This window comes from Amycolatopsis eburnea, from assembly GCF_003937945.1.
GTDB classification, from domain to species: Bacteria; Actinomycetota; Actinomycetes; order Mycobacteriales; family Pseudonocardiaceae; genus Amycolatopsis; species Amycolatopsis eburnea.
On record NZ_RSEC01000036.1, the window covers coordinates 378,969 to 397,180 of the forward strand.

General features: G+C 71.3%; 17 protein-coding genes and 1 tRNA gene. 11 read left to right on the plus strand and 7 right to left on the minus strand.

What is annotated here, in order from left to right:
* Positions 1-152: 152 nt before the first annotated feature.
* From EIY87_RS14335 to EIY87_RS14350, 4 genes are all read right to left on the minus strand, one after another.
* Complete coding sequence (locus EIY87_RS14335; RefSeq protein ID WP_125308195.1) at positions 153-1,016, minus strand: alpha/beta fold hydrolase; 864 nt, start codon at positions 1,014-1,016, stop codon at positions 153-155.
* 4 nt (positions 1,017-1,020) lie between these two features.
* A complete protein-coding gene (locus tag EIY87_RS14340) occupies positions 1,021-3,294 on the minus strand; it encodes an RCC1 domain-containing protein (RefSeq protein WP_125308196.1) in 2,274 nt (757 codons plus the stop codon).
* Positions 3,295-3,386: 92 nt separating this feature from the next.
* Positions 3,387-3,758 carry a hypothetical protein gene (locus EIY87_RS14345; RefSeq protein ID WP_125308197.1) on the minus strand — a complete coding sequence of 124 codons (372 nt, stop codon included), beginning with the start codon at positions 3,756-3,758 and terminating at the stop codon, positions 3,387-3,389.
* 265 nt (positions 3,759-4,023) lie between these two features.
* A tRNA-Thr gene (locus EIY87_RS14350) sits at positions 4,024-4,096 on the minus strand.
* A 169-nt stretch (positions 4,097-4,265) separates the two neighbouring features.
* Here EIY87_RS14350 and EIY87_RS14355 point away from each other — a divergent pair.
* The 4 genes from EIY87_RS14355 (at position 4,266) to EIY87_RS14370 (ending at position 10,474) form a co-directional block, all read left to right on the plus strand.
* Positions 4,266-5,765, plus strand: a complete 1,500-nt coding sequence (locus tag EIY87_RS14355; protein WP_125308198.1) for a threonine/serine exporter family protein — start codon at positions 4,266-4,268, stop codon at positions 5,763-5,765.
* Between the two features lie 82 nt (positions 5,766-5,847).
* Entirely contained in the window at positions 5,848-7,290 is a 1,443-nt protein-coding gene (locus tag EIY87_RS14360) for an alpha,alpha-trehalose-phosphate synthase (UDP-forming) (protein ID WP_125308199.1), read from the plus strand.
* Positions 7,291-7,326: 36 nt separating this feature from the next.
* A complete protein-coding gene (otsB, locus tag EIY87_RS14365; RefSeq protein ID WP_191984091.1) occupies positions 7,327-9,858 on the plus strand; it encodes a trehalose-phosphatase in 2,532 nt (843 codons plus the stop codon).
* Between the two features lie 88 nt (positions 9,859-9,946).
* Entirely contained in the window at positions 9,947-10,474 is a 528-nt protein-coding gene (locus tag EIY87_RS14370; RefSeq protein ID WP_125309747.1) for a hypothetical protein, read from the plus strand.
* A gap of 369 nt (positions 10,475-10,843) precedes the next feature.
* Here EIY87_RS14370 and EIY87_RS14375 read toward each other — a convergent pair whose 3' ends face one another.
* Complete coding sequence (locus EIY87_RS14375) at positions 10,844-11,437, minus strand: C39 family peptidase (protein WP_125308201.1); 594 nt, start codon at positions 11,435-11,437, stop codon at positions 10,844-10,846.
* A gap of 156 nt (positions 11,438-11,593) precedes the next feature.
* Between EIY87_RS14375 and EIY87_RS14380 the strand changes: the two genes are divergently transcribed.
* Positions 11,594-12,187 (plus strand): RNA polymerase sigma factor, encoded by a 594-nt coding sequence (locus EIY87_RS14380; RefSeq protein ID WP_125308202.1) that lies wholly within the window; start codon positions 11,594-11,596, stop codon positions 12,185-12,187.
* Positions 12,180-13,277, plus strand: coding sequence for a hypothetical protein (locus EIY87_RS14385; protein ID WP_125308203.1), 1,098 nt, complete (start codon positions 12,180-12,182; stop codon positions 13,275-13,277). The genes EIY87_RS14380 and EIY87_RS14385 overlap by 8 nt, the downstream gene beginning before the upstream one ends.
* A gap of 52 nt (positions 13,278-13,329) precedes the next feature.
* Here EIY87_RS14385 and radA read toward each other — a convergent pair whose 3' ends face one another.
* Together radA and EIY87_RS14395 are read right to left on the minus strand one after the other, a co-directional pair.
* The gene (gene radA / locus EIY87_RS14390; RefSeq protein WP_125308204.1) at positions 13,330-14,688 is read right to left on the minus strand and encodes a DNA repair protein RadA; all 1,359 of its coding nucleotides are present in this window, start codon (positions 14,686-14,688) and stop codon (positions 13,330-13,332) included.
* A gap of 39 nt (positions 14,689-14,727) precedes the next feature.
* Complete coding sequence (locus tag EIY87_RS14395) at positions 14,728-15,411, minus strand: copper chaperone PCu(A)C (protein ID WP_125308205.1); 684 nt, start codon at positions 15,409-15,411, stop codon at positions 14,728-14,730.
* Between the two features lie 275 nt (positions 15,412-15,686).
* Between EIY87_RS14395 and EIY87_RS14400 the strand changes: the two genes are divergently transcribed.
* The 5 genes from EIY87_RS14400 (at position 15,687) to EIY87_RS14420 (ending at position 18,203) form a co-directional block, all read left to right on the plus strand.
* A complete protein-coding gene (locus tag EIY87_RS14400; RefSeq protein ID WP_004559016.1) occupies positions 15,687-16,178 on the plus strand; it encodes a CarD family transcriptional regulator in 492 nt (163 codons plus the stop codon).
* Positions 16,179-16,231: 53 nt separating this feature from the next.
* Positions 16,232-16,855, plus strand: coding sequence for an IspD/TarI family cytidylyltransferase (locus EIY87_RS14405; protein WP_125308206.1), 624 nt, complete (start codon positions 16,232-16,234; stop codon positions 16,853-16,855).
* Positions 16,852-17,319: a 2-C-methyl-D-erythritol 2,4-cyclodiphosphate synthase gene (gene ispF / locus EIY87_RS14410; protein ID WP_125308207.1), complete on the plus strand. Its 468-nt coding sequence runs from the start codon at positions 16,852-16,854 to the stop codon at positions 17,317-17,319. Before EIY87_RS14405 ends, ispF begins: the two co-directional genes overlap by 4 nt.
* Before the next feature lie 82 nt (positions 17,320-17,401).
* Positions 17,402-17,797, plus strand: coding sequence for a PPOX class F420-dependent oxidoreductase (locus tag EIY87_RS14415; protein ID WP_125308208.1), 396 nt, complete (start codon positions 17,402-17,404; stop codon positions 17,795-17,797).
* A gap of 10 nt (positions 17,798-17,807) precedes the next feature.
* Positions 17,808-18,203: a PPOX class F420-dependent oxidoreductase gene (locus tag EIY87_RS14420; RefSeq protein WP_125308209.1), complete on the plus strand. Its 396-nt coding sequence runs from the start codon at positions 17,808-17,810 to the stop codon at positions 18,201-18,203.
* Positions 18,204-18,212: the final 9 nt, after the last annotated feature.

The following is an 18,212-nucleotide window of genomic DNA, read 5'->3' on the forward strand; positions in this document are numbered from 1 at the left end:
GTTACCCGCGGTCGTCACCCCAGGTCAACCCGCATACAGCAGGGTAACCCGGGGTGGGTGGGCATTGCACCATTCAGAGCAAACCGAACAAATGATCTTCCGCGCGATTCATTTCCCGGCGAAATCACCGGACCGGCACCACCGAAGGTCGGCTACGCGGAGCCGCCGAGCACCTCGCGCAGCTTCGCGGCGAAGGCCTCCGGCTTCCCGGCGTAACCGTGCTCCCCGCCCAGGAAACCACCGTGGTGGCTGGGGAAGACCGTCGCTTCCTGACCCAGCGCCGCGGCCGTGGCGAGGCCGGCGCGGCCGGTCATCTCGTCGATGGACTCCTCGCCGACACCGATGACGATCCGCGTCGGGGCCGCCGTCAGCGCGGCGAAGTCGGGGCGGAAGGCCGTGACCGCCAGGGAGCGGTCGGACAGCAGCGGGTCGTCGCGGCGGCCGTCGTCCTCGGTGGGCAGGCCGAACTGGGCGGGATCCGCCGGCGGGAGCGCGAAGTAGTCGTCGGTGAACTCGCCCTGCCACGACGCGAGCTTCATGAACGCCGCCATCCCCGCACCGAAACCGCCGGCCTGGTACGCGTCCCGCATCTCCCGGCCGGCCCGGTCGGCCGCGGCCGCGTCGGGCAGCAACCCGGCCAGCGGCGGTTCGTGGGCGACGAGCGTGCTGACGTCTTCCGGGTGCGCCGCGACGAGCGCGAGCGCGGCGACCGCGCCGCCGCTGCTGGCGAACACGTCGACCGGACCGCCGCCGAGCGCCTGGATCACGGCGTGGAGGTCGCCGGCCTGGACGTCGGGCACGTGGTCCTCGCGGCCGTCCTTGCGGACGCTGCGCCCGATCCCGCGCGGGTCGTAGGTGACCACCGTCCGGTCGGGGAACTGCGCGGCCAGCGAGCCGAAGCCGTCGGCGGCCATGGGCTGCCCGACCAGGAGCAGCGGCCGTCCGCCGGACGCCGGGCCGTGGACGTCGTAGACGATGTCGGCTTCCGGCGTTTCCAAGGTGTACGTCGCGGTCATGGCGTCACTCTCCCAGAGCGAGGCCGCTCGCGACGGCTTTGACGCGGCCGAGGCCGGGGACCCGCACCGGAACCGTGGCCCACCACGGGTACGCCGTGACGCCCTGCCCCAGCTCGAGTTCGTAGTTGTCACCCCAGCCCCAGACCGTCCCGTCGGACTTGACGGCGTACCCGCCGCCGCCGAAGATCCCGAGCGCCTTCACCCCGGTGAGGTCGCGCACCGCGACCGGCACCGCCGACGTGCAGTTCGGGCTGGTGTCCGTCGATTCGCAGCTCACGCCATTGCCGAGCCGGCCGCGGTCGTTGGCGCCCCAGGCGACGACGGTGCCGTCGGCGCGCAGCGCGTACGCGCCCGACCAGTTGCCGGTCACGGCGGTGACCCCGGTCAGGCCGGACACCGCCACCGGGGTGCGGGACACACAGCTCGACGTGGTGCACGTGACGCCGTTGCCGAGCTCGTTGTGGGTGTTGTCGCCCCACGCCCACACGGTGCCGTCGGTCTTGACGGCGTACGCGCTGTAGCCGTCGCCGCTGCTGATGGACTGGACGCCGCTGAGGCCGGCGACGCGCACCGGCGTGGCGGAGCTCGCCGCGGTGGAGCCGTTGCCCAGCTCGCCGCGGGTGTTGCTGCCCCAGGCCCAGACGGTGCCGTCGGACTTCAGCGCGTACGCGGTGTCCCGCGCGGCGGCGATGGCGGTGACCCCGGTGAGGCCGGCGACCTGCACCGGCGCGTCGACGTTCTGCCCCCACCGCCACACGGTGCCGTCGGAGCGCCGGGCGAACCCTTCGTTGTCGCCCGCCGCGACGGCCGTGACCGAGGTGAGCCCGACGACCGGGACCGGCGCGGGAGAGGCCCCGCTGAACCAGCCGTTGCCCAGTTCGCCGGTCCAGTTGTGGCCCCAGGCCCGGACGGTGCCGTCGATGCGCAGCGCGTACCCGTGCGAGATGGAGTCGGCGATGGCGACGACGTCGCTCAGCCCGGCCATCGTCTTCGGCGTCCCGATGTACCCGGTGCCCTGCTGCCAGGAGTAGCTGCTCCAGGTCGACACACACTGGTTGAAGCAGTCGGCGAGCGGCAGGGTGAAGTAGCCGTAGAGGTCGGCCGTCACGTCGACGGTGCCGGCGCGGTTGTGGACGTAGACCGCCCGGTCCGTGTCGTAGGAGGCGCTGACCGCCGGCCCGACCTGGGACACGACGGGCGCGGCCGCCACCGAGACGGTCTGCCCTGGTGTGAGGGACAGGCCCGGGTCGGGCTGGCTGGTCGACGGCCGGTCCCACGCCGTGATGGCCGTGGTCGCGGTGGCCGAGTAGCCGGTCACGTTGAGGGCGACGGCGAGCGCGTTCGAGGGGATCGACGGCTGCAGCCGGTAGGAGATGTCGCTGTTCGCGCCGATCTTCCGCGGCGCGCCGTCCCACGTCCCGAGCCCGCTGCGGCTGTCCAGCACCCGCTCCGGGGCGACCGGGGTGAAGTAGGCGCCGTAGTCGGTGGCGTAGAAGCCGACGAGGTCGGCGTACGACTCGACCTGGCCGGCGAGGTTGTAGAAGTCGATGGAGCGGTCCGCGCCGATCTTGACGGTGACCAGGTTCGTCCCCTGCCCACCGGGGTAGGCGGCGACGTTGGCCATGGTCGGCCGCGGCGTGTTGTGCGGGAACACCGTGGCGTAGGTGGCCGCGGACGGGTTGGTCAGCGTCAAGGCGAACGTCACGGCGGTGGCGGTCGCGGGCACCTCGTCGACCAGGCTGAGCTTGGTCGTGGTGCCGTTCCCGAGCCAGTCGATCAGCAGCCGCGAGGGACTGACCGGCGTGTAGCGCGAGCCGGCGTCGGTCGTGTAGTAGCCGACGATGCTGGCGATGAGGTGGACCGACCCGGCCTCGTTGTAGAAGTCGACGGTCCGATCCGCCCCGACCTGCACGGTGACCTGGTTGGACCGCCGCTTGCCCGCCTGCACCCGCAGGCTGGGCAGCGCCGGCCGCGCCTGCCCGTGCGTGAAGGCGGTGACGGCGGAGTCCGCGGTCGGCCCCTCGACCCAGAGGTTGACGACCACCGCGGTGCTGTTGACGGGCGCCAGCGAGGCGGCGCTGCCGGTGACGGTGGTCTTGGCCCCCACCGGCCCGACGGGCACCCCGACCCCGCGAACGGTGTCGAGGAACCGCGTCGGCTGCACGGCGGTGAAGCTGGAGGCGGGCGACGTGACGGCGGCCTGCGCCGCGGTGCCACCGGTGGTGACGAGCCCGGCGACCAAGGCCACGACGAGCGCGAGCGAACGTGACACGGCCATGTTGTTCCCCCCAAGGACCCCCAGAATGGGCCTGGCGGGACTGTATGCCGGTTCCGGGAACGGGGGTAGCGGCCGTTCGGCGGATGCCGAGGTCAGAACTGCCCGGTCAAGCAGACGGACGAGACCTGGTAGCAGTCGGCGTACCCGGTGACGTCGTGGCTGTCGTCCACCGCGAAGACTTCGAGCTCCTGGATCCCGCCCGCGACTTCGGCAGTCTGGCTGACGGTGCCGATCGGATTCTGGTAGCCGGCGATCAGCAGGTGCCCGCACTCACCACCTTTGACGAAGAGCTTGACGTTGGCCAAGGTGACCGTCTTCAGGGAGGTGGACCAGTCCAAGCTCCCTGTGGCGGACACGGCGGTCGCACCGGCGCCACCGCTGTGTACGGCCTTCGCGACGAAGACGGACGGTGCGGCCGACGCGGCTCCCGCCGCCGCCAAGGTGAGCGCCGCCGCGGTTCCCACGGTGGTACCGAATCGAGAAATCCCTCGCATGAAACGTCCTTCGCGGTGAGTGGATGCGGGTGAACCACAGCCACCACACGCGGACGGGGCCGCCGGTTTGGGGACCGGCGTGGTGATCACCCGGACGGACCACCGGGCCGCAATGTCATGAAAGAGTCGTTCACCTCGCCAGACGCCATGAAAGAGTCGTTCATGACGTCGCCGCGCCGCCGGACCGACCGCAGCGTGCGACTGCGCCGATCGGCCCCACCGGGAAGGAAAAGAGAGCCGCCAAGGGGGCTCGAACCCCTGACCTTCTGTTTACAAGACAGATGCTCTACCAGCTGAGCTATAGCGGCCTGGCACCGAAGCGCCAGCCACAGTGTATCGGCCTGCTCCCGAGATCCGTCCGATAGGCACCGTCCCCAGCTCCAGGCCACTATGGAGGAACGTGGTCAACGCCACTGCAACGATCACCACACCGGCGTCGATGGTCCGGGAGGAGCAGAGCGAGGAGGTGGATGGATCATGAAGATCAACGAGCGCGCCAACGGGGGCAGGGCGGCCAGATGGCCCCTGCTCGAGCCGCCCGAACAGCGGCCGAAGGTCCATCGGCCGAACCTGCTCAAGCACCGGCCGTGGCACGTGCTCGAGGCGCCGACCGGGGAGCTGCCCGCCGTCGAGACCGATGCGGCGATGGGGCCGCAGCTGCCCGACGAGACCACCGTCAACTTCGTGCTCGACCTCTCCCTGCGCATCGGTGAGGTCCAGATGGCGAGCGGGGCCGGTGCCTCGGACGTCACCGCCACGATCATCGCCATCGCCGGGGCGCTCGGGCTGCCGCACTGCGAGGTCGACGTCATCTTCACGTCGATCACCGTGACCTGCCACCGCGGGACCGAGCTCGCGCCGGTCACCGCGCTGCGCGTCGTGCGGAGCCGGAGCCTCGACTACACGCGGCTGACCGAGACCGAGAAGCTCGTCCGGAAGATCGTGCGCGGGCACATGGGGGCCGAGCAGGCGCAGACCGAGCTCGAGCGGATCACGTCGGCGCCGCACCCCTACCCGCGCTGGATCGCGACGCTGGCCTGGGGTGGCGTCGCCGCGTTCATCACCCTGCTGCTCGGGGGCGGCCTGGACATCGCGCTCGTCGCCTTCGTCATCTCCGGCGTCATCGACCGGATCGGGCGGTTCGTGAACCGCTACGGCCTGCCCTTCTTCTTCCAGCAGGTCATCGGGGGCCTGGTCGCGACGCTCTCGGCGATGGCCATCGTCAGCATGAACGTCCTGACCACCGACAAACCGACGCTGGTGGTCGCCGCCGCGGTCACCGTGCTGCTGTCCGGGCTCTCCACCGTCTCCGCGGTGCAGGACGCCATCACCGGCTACAACGTCACCGCCGCCGGCCGCACCATGGAGACCGCGCTGATGTCGGCCGGCCTGATCGCCGGGGTCGTGCTCGCCCTGCGGATCGCCGTCATGCTCGGCCTGCCGCGGACGCCGCTGCCCGACGTGCCGACGTCGACCGCGCTGCAGCTGCCGATGGTCGTGCTCGGCGGGGCCGGCGCGGCCGCCTGCTTCGCACTCGCCAGCTACTCGAAGATGCGCGCGATGCTGGTCGCGGCGGCCGCCGGGGGCATCGGCGCCGCCGTCTACGGGTCGCTCATGCTCGCCCAGCTGGACGGCGTCAGCTCGTCCGCGATCGCCGCCACGCTCGTCGGGTTCTGCGGTGGTGTGCTCGCGCGGCGGCTCGGCGTTACTCCACTGGTGGTCGCCGTGTCCGGGATCACTCCGCTGCTTCCGGGCCTTTCGACCTACCGTGGTCTGTACCAAATCGGCGTCGAGCCGGGCGGCAACATCTCGACGCTCATGACGGCCGTCGCGATCGGGCTTGCGCTGGCAGCGGGCGTGGTACTCGGGGAATGGCTCGCCCAGCCGGTCCGCACCGGCCTGGGCAGGCTGGAGCGCCGGTTCGCCGGGCCACGCATGGCCGGCCCGCTCGAACCGACCGAACGAAGCTTGGAGTAACGCAGCGGTCACCGGCTGTTCATCGCTCACGCGATAGGGTTTCACCCTGGGGCCGCGACCCAGAACGCGAGGAGCAGTCGACGTGGGTGAACCGAAGGAGAACGGGAACCAGGCCGATTTCGTCGTGGTGGCGAACCGGCTACCGGTGGACCTGGAACGCACGACGGACGGCGAGCGCCGCTGGACGGCCAGCCCGGGCGGGCTCGTCTCCGCGCTGGAGCCGTTCCTGCGGTCCCGCAAGGGCGCCTGGGTGGGCTGGCCGGGCGTGCCCGACGTCGACGTCGAGGAGTTCGACGACGACGGGCTCGTGCTCCACCCGGTTTCGTTGAGCGCCGACGAAGTCCGCGACTACTACGAAGGTTTCTCCAACGCCACCCTCTGGCCGCTCTACCACGACGTCGTCGAGCGCCCGGTGTTCGACCGCGTGTGGTGGAACAGCTACGTCAAGGTGAACCGCCGCTTCGCCCAGGCCAGCGCCGACGTCGCCGCGCCGGGCGCGACCGTGTGGATCCAGGACTACCAGCTGCAGCTGGTGCCGGCGATGCTGCGCGAGCTCAGACCGGACCTGCGCATCGGCTTCTTCCTGCACATCCCGTTCCCGCCGGTCGAGCTGTTCATGCAGATGCCGTGGCGCGCCGCGATCATCCGCGGCCTGACCGGCGCGGACCTCGTCGGCTTCCACCGCCCCGGCGGCGCGCAGAACTTCCTCTGGCTGTGCCGCCAGCTGATCGGCCTCGAGTCGACGCGCGGCGCGGTCGGCGTGCGGTCGCGGCCGGGCACCATGCAGGTCGGCGACCGGACCGTCCGGGTCGGCGCCTTCCCGATCTCCATCGACGCCGCCGGCCTCGACACCCTCGCCCGCACGAAGGGCGTCCAGGAGCGGGCCGCGCAGCTGCGGCGCGACCTCGGCAACCCGAAGACGGTGATCCTCGGCGTCGACCGGCTCGACTACACCAAGGGCATCGACCTGCGGCTGCAGGCGCTGCACGAGCTGCTGCACGAAGGCAGGCTGCAGCCGGACGACGTCACGTTCGTCCAGCTCGCCACCCCGAGCCGCGAGCGCGTCGAGCACTACCAGCGGATGCGCGGCGAGATCGAGCAGATGGTCGGCCGGATCAACGGCGAGTTCGCCCGGGTGGGCCACCCGGTCGTGCACTACCTGCACCAGTCCGTGGACCGGACCGAGCTGGCGGCGTTCTTCTCCGCCGCGGACGTCATGGTCGTGACGCCGCTGCGTGACGGCATGAACCTCGTGTGCAAGGAGTACGTCGCGGCCCGCCACGATCTGGGCGGTGCGCTCGTGCTCAGCGAGTTCGCCGGGGCGGCCGCGGAGCTCTCTAGCGCATTCCTCGTCAACCCCCACGACCTGGACGGGGTGAAGGACGCGCTAGTGGCTGCCATTACCCTCGACCCGGCAGAGGGCCGTCGCCGGATGCGCGCCATGCGTCGCCAGGTCCTCACGCACGATGTCGATCGTTGGGCGCGCTCTTTCCTACAGGCGTTGGGTGCCGAGGCGGTCGATTAGCCCGAAAGACCACGCACGAGCTCCTGAGGAGGAGTGTTGACTGCCGAGGCCCTGCCCGCCGAGCTGCGGCGTGCGATCGTCCAGATCGCCCGCACGCCGCGCCTGCTGGTCGCTTGCGACTACGACGGCACGCTGGCACCCATCACCCTCAACCCGGACGAGGCACGCCCGCTGCCGGAGTCCGTCGGCGCCCTCAGATCGCTCGCGGGCCTGCACGAGACCACCACCGCGGTCATCTCCGGCCGCGCGCTGCGCGACCTCGCCACGCTGTCGCGGCTGCCGTCCGAGGTGAACCTCGTCGGCAGCCACGGCTCGGAGTTCGACATCGGCTTCATCCACGCCCTCGACGAGAAGGCGCGTGAGCTGCACCGGCGGCTCGAAGCCGAGCTCGAGCAGCTGGTGCTGGACGTCCCCGGCGTGTCGCTGGAGGTCAAGCCGGCGAGCATCGCGGTGCACGTGCGCCGGGCCGAGCACGAGGCCGGGCGCCGCGTGCTGGCCGCCGTCCACTCCGGACCGTCGACGTGGGAAGGCGTGTCCACCACCGACGGCAAGGAGGTCGTCGAGCTCGCGGTCGTCCAGACGGACAAGGGCCGCGCGCTGGACATCCTGCGCCACCAGGTCGGGGCCACCGCGGCGATCTTCCTCGGCGACGACGTCACCGACGAGAAGGCCTTCGCCCGCCTCTCCGGCCCGGACCTCGGCATCAAGGTCGGCGAGGGCGAGACCCTGGCCGGGTACCGCGTCCCGGACACCGTGGACGTCGCACTGGTGCTGGCGTTCATGCTGGAGGAACGCCGGAACTGGCTGTACGGCGAGTCCGCGCCGCCGATCGAGCGGCTGTCGATGCTGGCCAACGAGCGGTCGGTCGCGCTGGTCACGCCGGACGCGAAGCTGACCTGGCTGTGCCACCCCGGGCCGGACGCGCCCGCCGTGTTCGCCGACCTGCTCGGCGGCGAGGGCGCCGGTCACTTCTCCATCAAGCCGCACCGCAACGGCCTGCCGCTCGGCCAGCGCTACCTGCCGAACACGATGACGGTGGAGACGCGCTGGTCGCGCCTGCTCGTCACCGACTACCTCGAGCCGGAGAGCCCGCAGCACCGCACGGACCTCGTCCGCGTGATCTCGGGCGAGGCGGCGGCGAGCGTCAAGTTCGCGCCGCGCCCCGAGTTCGGCGGCGTGCCGGTGAAGCTGGAGGTCACCGAGGGCGGCGTGCGGGTGCTCGGCACGTCCGAGCCGTTCGTGCTCTATTCGCCGGGCGTCGAGTGGACCATCACCTCCGACGGCCTGCACGACACCGCGACCGCGCTGGTGCAGCCGACGCCGACCCAGCCGGTCGTGCTCGAACTGCGCTGCGGCACCACGGACCTCGGCCCGCACGAACTGTCCGAAGTGGAGCGACGCGACCGCGCCGGCCGCTACTGGAGCGAGTGGACGTCGAAGCTGCAGCTGCCGAAGGTGCAGACCGACCTGGTGCTGCGCTCGGCGCTGACGCTGCGCGGCCTGGTCAACACCGACACCGGCGGCGTGCTCGCCGCGGCGACGTCGTCGCTGCCGGAGGAGATCGGCGGCGTCCGCAACTGGGACTACCGCTACTGCTGGATCCGCGACGCCGCGATGACCGTGCGGGAGCTCGTGCACCTGGGCTCGCTCGAGGAGGCCGAGGGCTACCTGCGCTGGCTGCACGGCGTGCTCGCGACGCTGGCCGGCCCGGAGCGGCTGCACCCGCTGTACACCTTGGCGGGCAGCGTGATCGGCGCCGAAGCGGTGATCGAGTCGCTGCCCGGGTACGCCGGTTCGCGCCCGGTCCGCGTCGGCAACCTGGCGAACCACCAGGTCCAGCTGGACGTCTTCGGCCCGGTCGTCGAGCTGGTCGGCACCCTGGCCGCGGCGCGCGGCGACCTGCGCGACGAGGACTGGCAGCTGGTCCGCGCGATGGCGGAAGCCGTGACGCGGCGCTGGAACGAGCCGGACCACGGGATCTGGGAGGAGCGGCACGTGCCGCGCCACCGGGTCTACTCGCGGGTCATGTGCTGGGTGACGATCGACCGCGCGGTCAAGCTGGCCGAGCAGTACGGCCGGGACGTGCCGAGCCAGTGGCCGCCCCTGCGCGACGCGATCGCCGCCGACGTCCTGGAGCACGGCTGGAACGACGAGGTCCAGGCGTTCACCACGGCCTACGACGGCACGGACCTGGACGCGGCGTCGCTGTTCGTCGGGCTCACCGGCCTGATCGACCCGGCCGACGAGCGCTTCCAGCACACGGTGACCGCGATCGAGGCGGAGCTGCGCAGTGGGTCCACTGTGTACCGTTACCGCCGCGACGACGGCCTCCCGGGTGGTGAGGGCGGGTTCCACATCTGCGCGGCGTGGCTGATCGAGGCGTACCTGCTCACCGGGCGGCGCACGGAAGCGCAGGAGCTGTTCGACCAGATCGTCGCGGCGGCCGGCCCGACCGGCCTGCTGCCGGAGCAGTACGACCCGATCGCGGAACGGTCGCTGGGCAACCACCCGCAGGCCTATTCGCACATCGGGCTCATCCGGTGCGCCAACTTGCTGGCGGCGAGTTAGCCCTTTCGGTCCGAATCTGTCGTGAAGGCCACCTTGAGGAAGCACAAGTTCCTTATGGTGGCCTTCACGGCATTCGGAGGTGAGCTGGGTGCAGGGGACGTTCGGGCAGGTCGAGTTCGTACCGCTGCCGCCCCGGTTCGCCGCCCGGGTGCGGTGGGGCTCGGTGGTCGTCGGGTCCTCGATGATCGCCGGCATGGTGCTGCTGTTCGGGCTCACGACGTTCCTGCAGGGCATCGTCCACGGCCACGCCTTCCCGGACACCCTGCTCGGCAAGGCCGCGGCGGTGCTGCCCCCGCTGGGCGTGCTGGCGATCGCGGTGCTGGTGCTGTCGTCCCGGCGCTGCCTGCGGGGTGACTACCTGGTCGTGGCGAGCGCCGCGTCGGCCCACCACGCGCTGCTGTTCACGTACGTGCTGACGCTGGTGCTGATCCTCGGGTCCTTCGCGGTGCCGATCGTGTTCCGGGTGTGGCGGGACACGCCGGACCTGCGGGCCCCGGACCTGCTCACGGTGTTCGCGACGCTGGCCTTCGCGACGATGGGGTTCCTGGCGGGCATGTTCTACGTGCGGCCGAGCGTGCAGACGCTCAGGAAGTTCAGCGACCACCCCATCTGGTGAGTCCACAGTAGACACCCACCTCCCGGCTCCGACGGGTGTCGCGATGTCTTGCATGAGTCATTCAGGACACCTGAGGGCAGGGCCCCGGCAAAGTCGGACCGGTGCGGCCGGTCCGGCGATCCGCGATGTCATGAAAGGGCCGTTCACCTCGCCAGACGACATGAACGACCCTTTCATGACATCCCCGCGGCGCCGGGAGACCACGCGGCCAGGCGACTCTGCCGCCGGTCACCCGCTCGCCGGCGCGACTTCGCCGGGGCCCTGACCTCCGCACCCCACGACGCCGAGCGCCGAGGTCACCCCGTTGAGCTCGTACGACTCGACCTGGCTCCAGCTCGCCGTGGCCGACCTTGCGGCTGCTGTCGCTGCCTAGGCGGAGTACCCCTTCGGCGGGATCAGCGTCGCGAGCTGGTCGAAGCTCAGCCAGTAGATCTGGTTCCCGCCGAAGCTCGCCGGGTCGGCGATCTTGACCGTCATGTCGGAGCTGTCGTAGCCGATCACCGTGAAGTAGTGGTAGATCGTGTAGTTCGGGTAGCCCGGCGGGTGGTTGTTCGCCGGGGCGACGATGTTCGCCACGATCGGGTAGCCGTTGTTGATGTCGAGCGTGATGTCCCGCCACAGCAGGTCGCGCTGGGCCTGGGTCGGCGGGTCGTTCGGCATCTCCTTGGTCTCGTACCAGCTGGTGCCGAGGTCTGCGTTGAGGACGCCGGTGACTTGGCCGATCCAGTCCGTGCCGTTGGTGGTCGTGCCGAGCTGGGCGGCGAGCGTCGCCTGGCTCGGCAGGTTGCCGGTGCGCGCGGACATGGCGATCCGGGTGGCCGCTGGGCCGCACCAGTAGCCGGTCTCCTGGACCTGGTACTGGATGTTCAGCACGGCTTCGGTACTGGCTTGGGCGACCGCGGGCAGCGAGACGAGCCCCATGGCGGCGACGAGCGTGACGAACCCCAGGCGGAATCTGCGCATGACGTTCCTTCCCCAGTTTTGGCGCCGGTTGGCCAACGCCTTACCGGTGGATGATCTCGGCAAGGTCCGACGTTTGTCCCTCACCCACCCCGAACGGATCACGACGAAGGTAGGTTCGCCCGTGAACGCTCGCGCGCGCTGCGGGCAACTGGGGGCATGCAGGTGATCCACGAGGGATCGGAGATCTGGGGGCACGACCGCCCTGACCTGGGCGGAGCCGAGCCCGGGCAGGCGTTCGGCAGGCTCTTCGACGCCCACGCCGCGCAGCTGCGCCGCTACCTCGCCCGCCGCGTCGGGCCCGAACCGGCGAACGACCTCGTCGCCGAGACGTTCCTGGTGGCGTTGCGGCGGCGCGAGACGTACCGGCCGGAGCTGGGCACGGCCCGGTCGTGGCTGTACGGCATCGCGACCAACCTGCTCCGCCACCACGTGCGGTCCGAGCTGCGCGGGCTGCAGGCCACGGCGCGGCTGGCCCGCACCGGCGAAACGAGCCACGCGGGCCACGACGGCCGCGTCGCCGAGCAGGTGGACGCCCAGGTCCGGGCGGCGCAGCTGGCCGGCGCGCTGGCACGGCTCAGCCCGGCCGACCGCGACACGCTGCTGCTGGTGTCGTGGGCCGGGCTCGAACCGGCGGAGGTGGCCGAGGCCCTCGGCATCCCGCCGGGTACGGTCCGCTCCCGGTTGCACCGGATCAGACGCTGGCTCAGGACGAACGCCCCGGCCCAAGAGGAGGTGCAGGACCTTGCGTGAAGACAACGTCCGGAAGATCTGGTCCGAAGCCGAGCTCGACGCGGCCTTGTCCGACCTGCACGGCGACGTCGACGCCGAGAACGGGCTGGCGTTCGCGCGCGCGACCCTGATGGCGGCGGCCGGCGGCGCCGAGGCCCCGCCGCCCGAAACCCGCAAGGCCCCTTGGCGGTGGCTCGCGGTGGCCGCGGCCGTGGTCCTGCTGGTGGGCGGCCTGGCGGTGGTGACGTCGCTGCGGCCGTCGGCCCCGGAGCCGTCCCGCCCGGCGGCGACCCTCACCGACCTGGACCGCCCGCTGGAGCCGGGCGAGTTCCGCTACGCGCAGAAGCTCAGCTGGGTACCCGAGACGTCCAACGGCACGCAGGTCCAGGTCCAGCGCAAGGTGGAGCTGTGGATCCCGGCGGACCCGAAGGACCTGTGGCACCGCCGCACGTCGTCGACGGGCGCGGTGCGGGGACTCCACCCCGGCGAGGCGATGCGGGTCGACCAGACCCCCACCGACGAATACGGCCCGGGCGGCCGCTTCCCCGGCGAGCCGTCCGTGCCCGGGACGGCCCTGCCGCACTGGAACACGCCGTTCCAGAACTGGCTGAGCCCCGACGCCGCGCTGGTCGCCTCCCTGGTCCCGGACCGGGGAACGCTGGTCAAGCGCCTGCAGTTCGACACCATCGACACCACCGACGACGGCCGCATGCACAGCGCCACGGAGTCGCTCACGATGGTTCGGAGGGTCCTGGAGCTCGGCCTGGCCCCCAAGGACGTCCGCTTCGCCCTGCGCGACGCGCTCACCGATGTCGAGGGGATCTTCGAGACCCCGGGCCACACCCCGGACGGCCGCCCGGCCACGGTGATCGCCGCCAAGGACACGGGCCAGCGCTTCTACCTCGACCCGACGACGGCCCAGCCGCTGGCCTGGGACTTCCCACCCGGCACCCCGACGACCACCACGCCGCTGAGAACGAACCAGACCTCGCCGAGTTCGGGGATCTCGCCGCCGGTGGCCACGACGAGCCGGGAAACACCGCTCCCGCCGGTGCTGAAGACAACGCCGGAGACGCTGTACTCGTACGCGATCACCCGCACGTCGGGCTGAGCGGCGGGGGTGCCGCGGTTTCGGCGGCACCCCCGGGCTGCCAGCCCCGACGTCAGCGGGCGTGACTGGCCGCGTTCAGTGCGTCCGCGACGTTGGCCACCTCCAGCACCCGGATCCCCGCCGGCGGCTTCCCCGAATCCGGCGGCACCAGCGCGTGCGTGAACCCCAGCCGCGCCGCTTCCGCCAGGCGGCGGCTCACGCTCGGCACCCGGCGGATCTCCCCGGCCAGCCCGACCTCACCCACCGAGACCAGCCGCGGCGACAAAGCCACATCGCCGAACGAAGACGTCAGCGCCAGCACCACCGCCAGGTCGATGCCCGGCTCCGTGATCTTCATGCCGCCGACCGTGGCCGTGTACACGTCTTTGTCGCCCAGCTTCAGCCCGCCGCGCTTCTCCAGCACCGCCAGCACCATCGCCACCCGGGCCGAATCGAGGCCGCTGACCGCGCGCCGCGGCTGGGGGGCCGACGTCGACGACACCAGCGCCTGCACCTCGCCCAGCAGGGGCCGCTTGCCCTCCATCGACACCGTGATCGCCGTGCCCGCGACCGGCTCCGCCGTGTGACTGAGGAACAGCCCGGACGGGTCCGGGACCCCGACGATGCCTTCTTCCTGCAGTTCGAAGCAGCCGATCTCGTCGGAGGCGCCGAAGCGGTTCTTGATGCCGCGGAGCATCCGCAGCGTCGAATGCTTGTCACCCTCGAACTGCAGCACCACGTCCACCAGGTGCTCCAGCACGCGCGGGCCGGCCACCGAGCCGTCTTTCGTGACGTGCCCCACCAGCACCACCGGCAGCCCGCGCTCCTTGGCCAGCGCGACCAGCCCGGACGTCACCGCGCGGACCTGCGTCACCCCGCCCGGCGAGCCGTCGACCTGCGGGGACGCCATCGTCTGCACCGAGTCGACGATCAGCACGCCCGGCTTCACGTCGTCGACGTGCCCGAGGATGGCCGAGAGATCGCTCTCGGCGGCCAGGTACATGCGGTCGTGGACGTTGCCCGTCCGCTCCGCACGCAGCCGGACCTGGCCCGCGGACTCCTCGCCGGTGACGTACAACGACCGGTCGACCGTCTTCGCCCACTGGTACGCGACCTCGAGGAGCAGCGTCGACTTGCCGACGCCCGGCTCACCCGCGAGCAGCACCACCGCGCCCGGCACCAGGCCGCCGCCGAGCACCCGGTCCAGCTCCGAGACGCCGGTGCGCCGGGCCCGCGCCGCTTCGACGTCGACTTCGCCGATCGGCCGCGCGGGAGCGCTGGGCGCCCCGGCCGCGACGCGCTGGATGGCCGGCCTGGCCGGCACCCCGCGCTCCTCGAACGAGCCCCATTCCTGGCACTCCGGACACCGGCCCAGCCACTTGGCCGCTTCGTACCCGCAGCTGCCGCAGCGGTAGGTGGTCCCTTTCTTCACCCCGCGAGGCTAGCGGCGACCACCGACAAAACCGGGGACCTACTCCTTGGCGTGCGCCGGCGCCGCCACGGGCAGCTCGACGGTGACCGGTCCGGCGTTCTTGAAGACGAACGTGACCTTGATGACCTGACCCGGCCACAGCGGCTGCTTCAGCGCCGGCAGCGTCACGGTGGCCTGGCCGACCTTCTCCGGCGCGGTCGGCGTCGCGGCCGGGCCGGACGACGGGACCTCGGAGGTGGCGGTCGCGGTCAGGTTGCCCGGGCTGGCGGTCGCCGAGCTGCTGCCGGACGCGGTCGGCGTCGACGAAGCCGGCGAGGACGGCGTGGCCGGGGCCGAGGTCTGCACCTCGTTGGTCGATTCGACGGCGTCGTCCGGGCCGACCACGAGCGAGTGCGCCGCGACGACCTCCTTCGAGCCGCCGATGGTGGCCTGGGTGCCGTCCTCGGTGGTGACCGAGACGAGCGAGTCGTCCTGGGCGCCCTGGTTCACGATCGTCAGGGTCAGCGCCGGGGTCGCGCCGACCGGGTAACCGGGGCCGGACGTCGGGTACTGCACCGCGGCGTTGCGCAGGACAATGGTCTTGACCTGGGCGTACGTCCCGTTGACAGCGGGCTGCTGCGAGTCGGTCTGGGTGATCTGGCCGGCCCCGCACCCGGCGAGCACGAGCGCGGCACCGAGCGCCAGCACGCCCGCGCCGAGCACGCGACGATTCTGCAGCCTCACGTCGCAGTCCTTCCCTTTTCACGGCCTCGTCCCCGCGAAGACTAGCCGGGGTCGATCTCCGGCACCGAACCGGTCCGCGTTGCGCCCAAGATCAACCGTCCAAAAAGGATTTCGCGATACCTGCCGGAACGCTTCCCCGCTACCTGCGTGAGCACGGGGGTCCGACGTTTGTCAACCCCCGCTCAGGCCGCTGACCTGCGAGGACGAGTCCGGCCCGCTAGGTGGGCACTGGCGGCCCGTGCTAGGATGGAGTCAGCGAAAGGGGCAGAGGACACATGGTTTTCAAGGTCGGAGAGACCGTCGTCTACCCGCACCACGGTGCCGCACTCATCGAAGCCATCGAGACCCGCGTGATCAAGGGCGAGGAAAAGAAGTACCTCGTCCTCAAAGTCGCGCAAGGGGATCTCACGGTTCGCGTGCCCGCTGACAACGCCGAGATCGTAGGCGTGCGCGATGTCGTCGGGCAAGAAGGACTGGACAAGGTCTTCGACGTTCTGCGTGCTCCCCACACCGAAGAGCCCACCAACTGGTCTCGTCGGTACAAGGCCAACCTCGAGAAGCTCGCCTCCGGCGATGTGAACAAGGTGGCCGAAGTGGTGCGCGACCTCTGGCGGCGAGAGAAGGACCGCGGACTTTCAGCCGGCGAGAAGCGCATGCTGGCGAAGGCGCGGCAAATTCTGGTCAGCGAGCTCGCGCTCGCGGAGGGCACCGACGAGGACAAGGCTGAGGTCCTCCTCGACGAAGTTCTGGAAACCGCGACGGTCTGAGCCCAAGGCGGCTCGCTCGCCCGGCGGGCGGCTGCCTCTACGATCGCGAACCGATGAACGTCGTCGTGATCGTGACCGTCGCACATCATGCCTCCGACTGGGAGCTCGCTCTCACGCCGGTCCATGGTGAGGCGCTACTCACGCACACCGTGCGGGGGCTGCTCGACGTACCGGAAATCTCTTCGGTGCTCGTGGCGGCCCCCCAGCGGTGTGCGAAGTCGTATTCCGAAGCCCTCGACGGGCTTCCGTGCCGGGTCGTCCCCGGCTCGCTCCGGCAGGCCTTCGCCGTCGTCGAGCCCGAAGTTCCCCGTGACTCAGTTGTACTCCTCCATGACGCTCTGCGTGCCTTCATTCCTGCGCAAACCGTGCGTGACGTGATCGACGCCGTCGGTGACGCCGGCGTCGTCGTCCCGGTGCTGCCGATGGCCGACACGGTGAAGGTGACCGACGACGCGTCGCTCATCGTCGGCACGGAGGACCGCTCCCGCCTGCGGACGGCCCAGACGCCGATCGGCTTCACGCTCGACGCGTTCCTCGCCGCCGGCTTCACGACGGCGGTCCCGGTGGGCGCGGCGACCGTGCCGGGCCACCCGGACGCGATGCGCGTCACCACCGATTTCGAACTTTCCCTGGCCGAGGCGATCGCGGCGGCACCGAAGAACGAGGAGACGCTGTGAGGATCGGCAACGGGGTCGACGTCCACCCGATCGAACCGGGCCGCGAGTGCTGGATGGCGGGCCTGATGTGGCCGGAGGCCGACGGCTGCGCGGGTCACTCGGACGGCGACGTCGCATCCCACGCGCTGTGCGACGCCCTGCTCTCCGCAGCGGGCCTCGGCGACCTCGGCGCGGTGTTCGGCACCGGCGACCCCCGCATGGACGGCGCCCACGGCGCGGACATGCTCGCCGAGGTCAGGACCCTGATCGAGGCCGCGGGCTGGCGCGTGGGCAACGCCACGGTCCAGATCGTCGGCAACGCGCCCCGGGTGGGCAAGCGGCGCGAAGAGGCGCAGGAGGTCCTGTCGGCGGCGGTGGGCGGCCCGGTGAGCGTGTCCGGCACTACGTCGGACGGCTTAGGCTTGACCGGCCGAGGTGAGGGCATCGCGGCCTTCGCGACGGCCTTGCTGCTGGCGGCCGAGTAGCCGCCCCAAGGTGGCCCGTTCGGCGTGAGCGGCTCCGGTGGGCCTCCGGAATAGGACCCCGCCGGAGCCCGTTCGGCGTGATATGTCCCTCACCCTCCCCGACGCCGTCCGCGCGCTGATCGACGGGAAGAACTTCGCCACCGTCGCCACCCTCGACGCCGACGGCGGGCCGCAGACCTCCGTCGTCTGGGTCGGGCTCGACGACGGCGACCTCGTCTTCAGCGCGACCGAGGACCGGCGCAAGGTCCGCAACCTGCGGCGCGACCCCCGCCTCAGCGTCTCGATCACCGACGCCGGGGACCCGTATCGGCACGCCCAGCTGCGCGGCACCGCCGAGATCACCCCGGACCCCGGGAAAGCGCTCCCCAAGGCGCTGAGCCACAAGTACCTCGGCCAGGACCCGCCGCCCGAAGGCCCCGAGGCCGAGCGCGTCGTGGTCCGGCTCAAGGTCGCCAAGATCGCCGGCAACGTCAAATAGGGTCCGGGCCATGGGTGTGACATTCAACGAGGCCACCAAGGCCCTGCTCGACGGCCGCAACTACCCGGTCGTGGCCACCACCAACGCCGACGGCTCGCCGCAGAGCTCCGTCGTCTGGGCCATGCGCGACGGCGACACCGTGCTGTTCGTGACCGTCCGGGGGCGGCGCAAGGAGCGCAACATCCGCCGCGACCCGCGGGTGTCGCTGTCCGTCTTCGACCTGGCCGATCCGGAGAACTACGTCGAGATCCGCGGCCGCGCCGAGGTCAGCGCCGAGGGCGGGCCCGAGCTGAACGACGAGCTGGCCCGCAAGTACACCGGCGGGGTCTTCCCGCCCGAGCCGCCGGAGGTCGTGCGCGTGCTGGTGCGCGTCGTGCCCGAACACATCACAGGGCATTCGGCCTGATGTCCCCGA

What these genes read in the sequence shown, in the direction of transcription:
- EIY87_RS14375 (WP_125308201.1), bottom strand. Translation starts at nt 11,437, where the DNA reads ATGCGCAGATTCCGCCTGGGGTTCGTCACGCTCGTCGCCGCCATGGGG.
- EIY87_RS14380 (WP_125308202.1), top strand. Translation starts at nt 11,594, where the DNA reads ATGCAGGTGATCCACGAGGGATCGGAGATCTGGGGGCACGACCGCCCT.
- EIY87_RS14335 (WP_125308195.1), bottom strand. Translation starts at nt 1,016, where the DNA reads ATGACCGCGACGTACACCTTGGAAACGCCGGAAGCCGACATCGTCTAC.
- EIY87_RS14340 (WP_125308196.1), bottom strand. Translation starts at nt 3,294, where the DNA reads ATGGCCGTGTCACGTTCGCTCGCGCTCGTCGTGGCCTTGGTCGCCGGG.
- EIY87_RS14400 (WP_004559016.1), top strand. Translation starts at nt 15,687, where the DNA reads ATGGTTTTCAAGGTCGGAGAGACCGTCGTCTACCCGCACCACGGTGCC.
- EIY87_RS14355 (WP_125308198.1), top strand. Translation starts at nt 4,266, where the DNA reads ATGAAGATCAACGAGCGCGCCAACGGGGGCAGGGCGGCCAGATGGCCC.
- EIY87_RS14420 (WP_125308209.1), top strand. Translation starts at nt 17,808, where the DNA reads ATGGGTGTGACATTCAACGAGGCCACCAAGGCCCTGCTCGACGGCCGC.
- EIY87_RS14415 (WP_125308208.1), top strand. Translation starts at nt 17,402, where the DNA reads ATGTCCCTCACCCTCCCCGACGCCGTCCGCGCGCTGATCGACGGGAAG.
- EIY87_RS14405 (WP_125308206.1), top strand. Translation starts at nt 16,232, where the DNA reads ATGAACGTCGTCGTGATCGTGACCGTCGCACATCATGCCTCCGACTGG.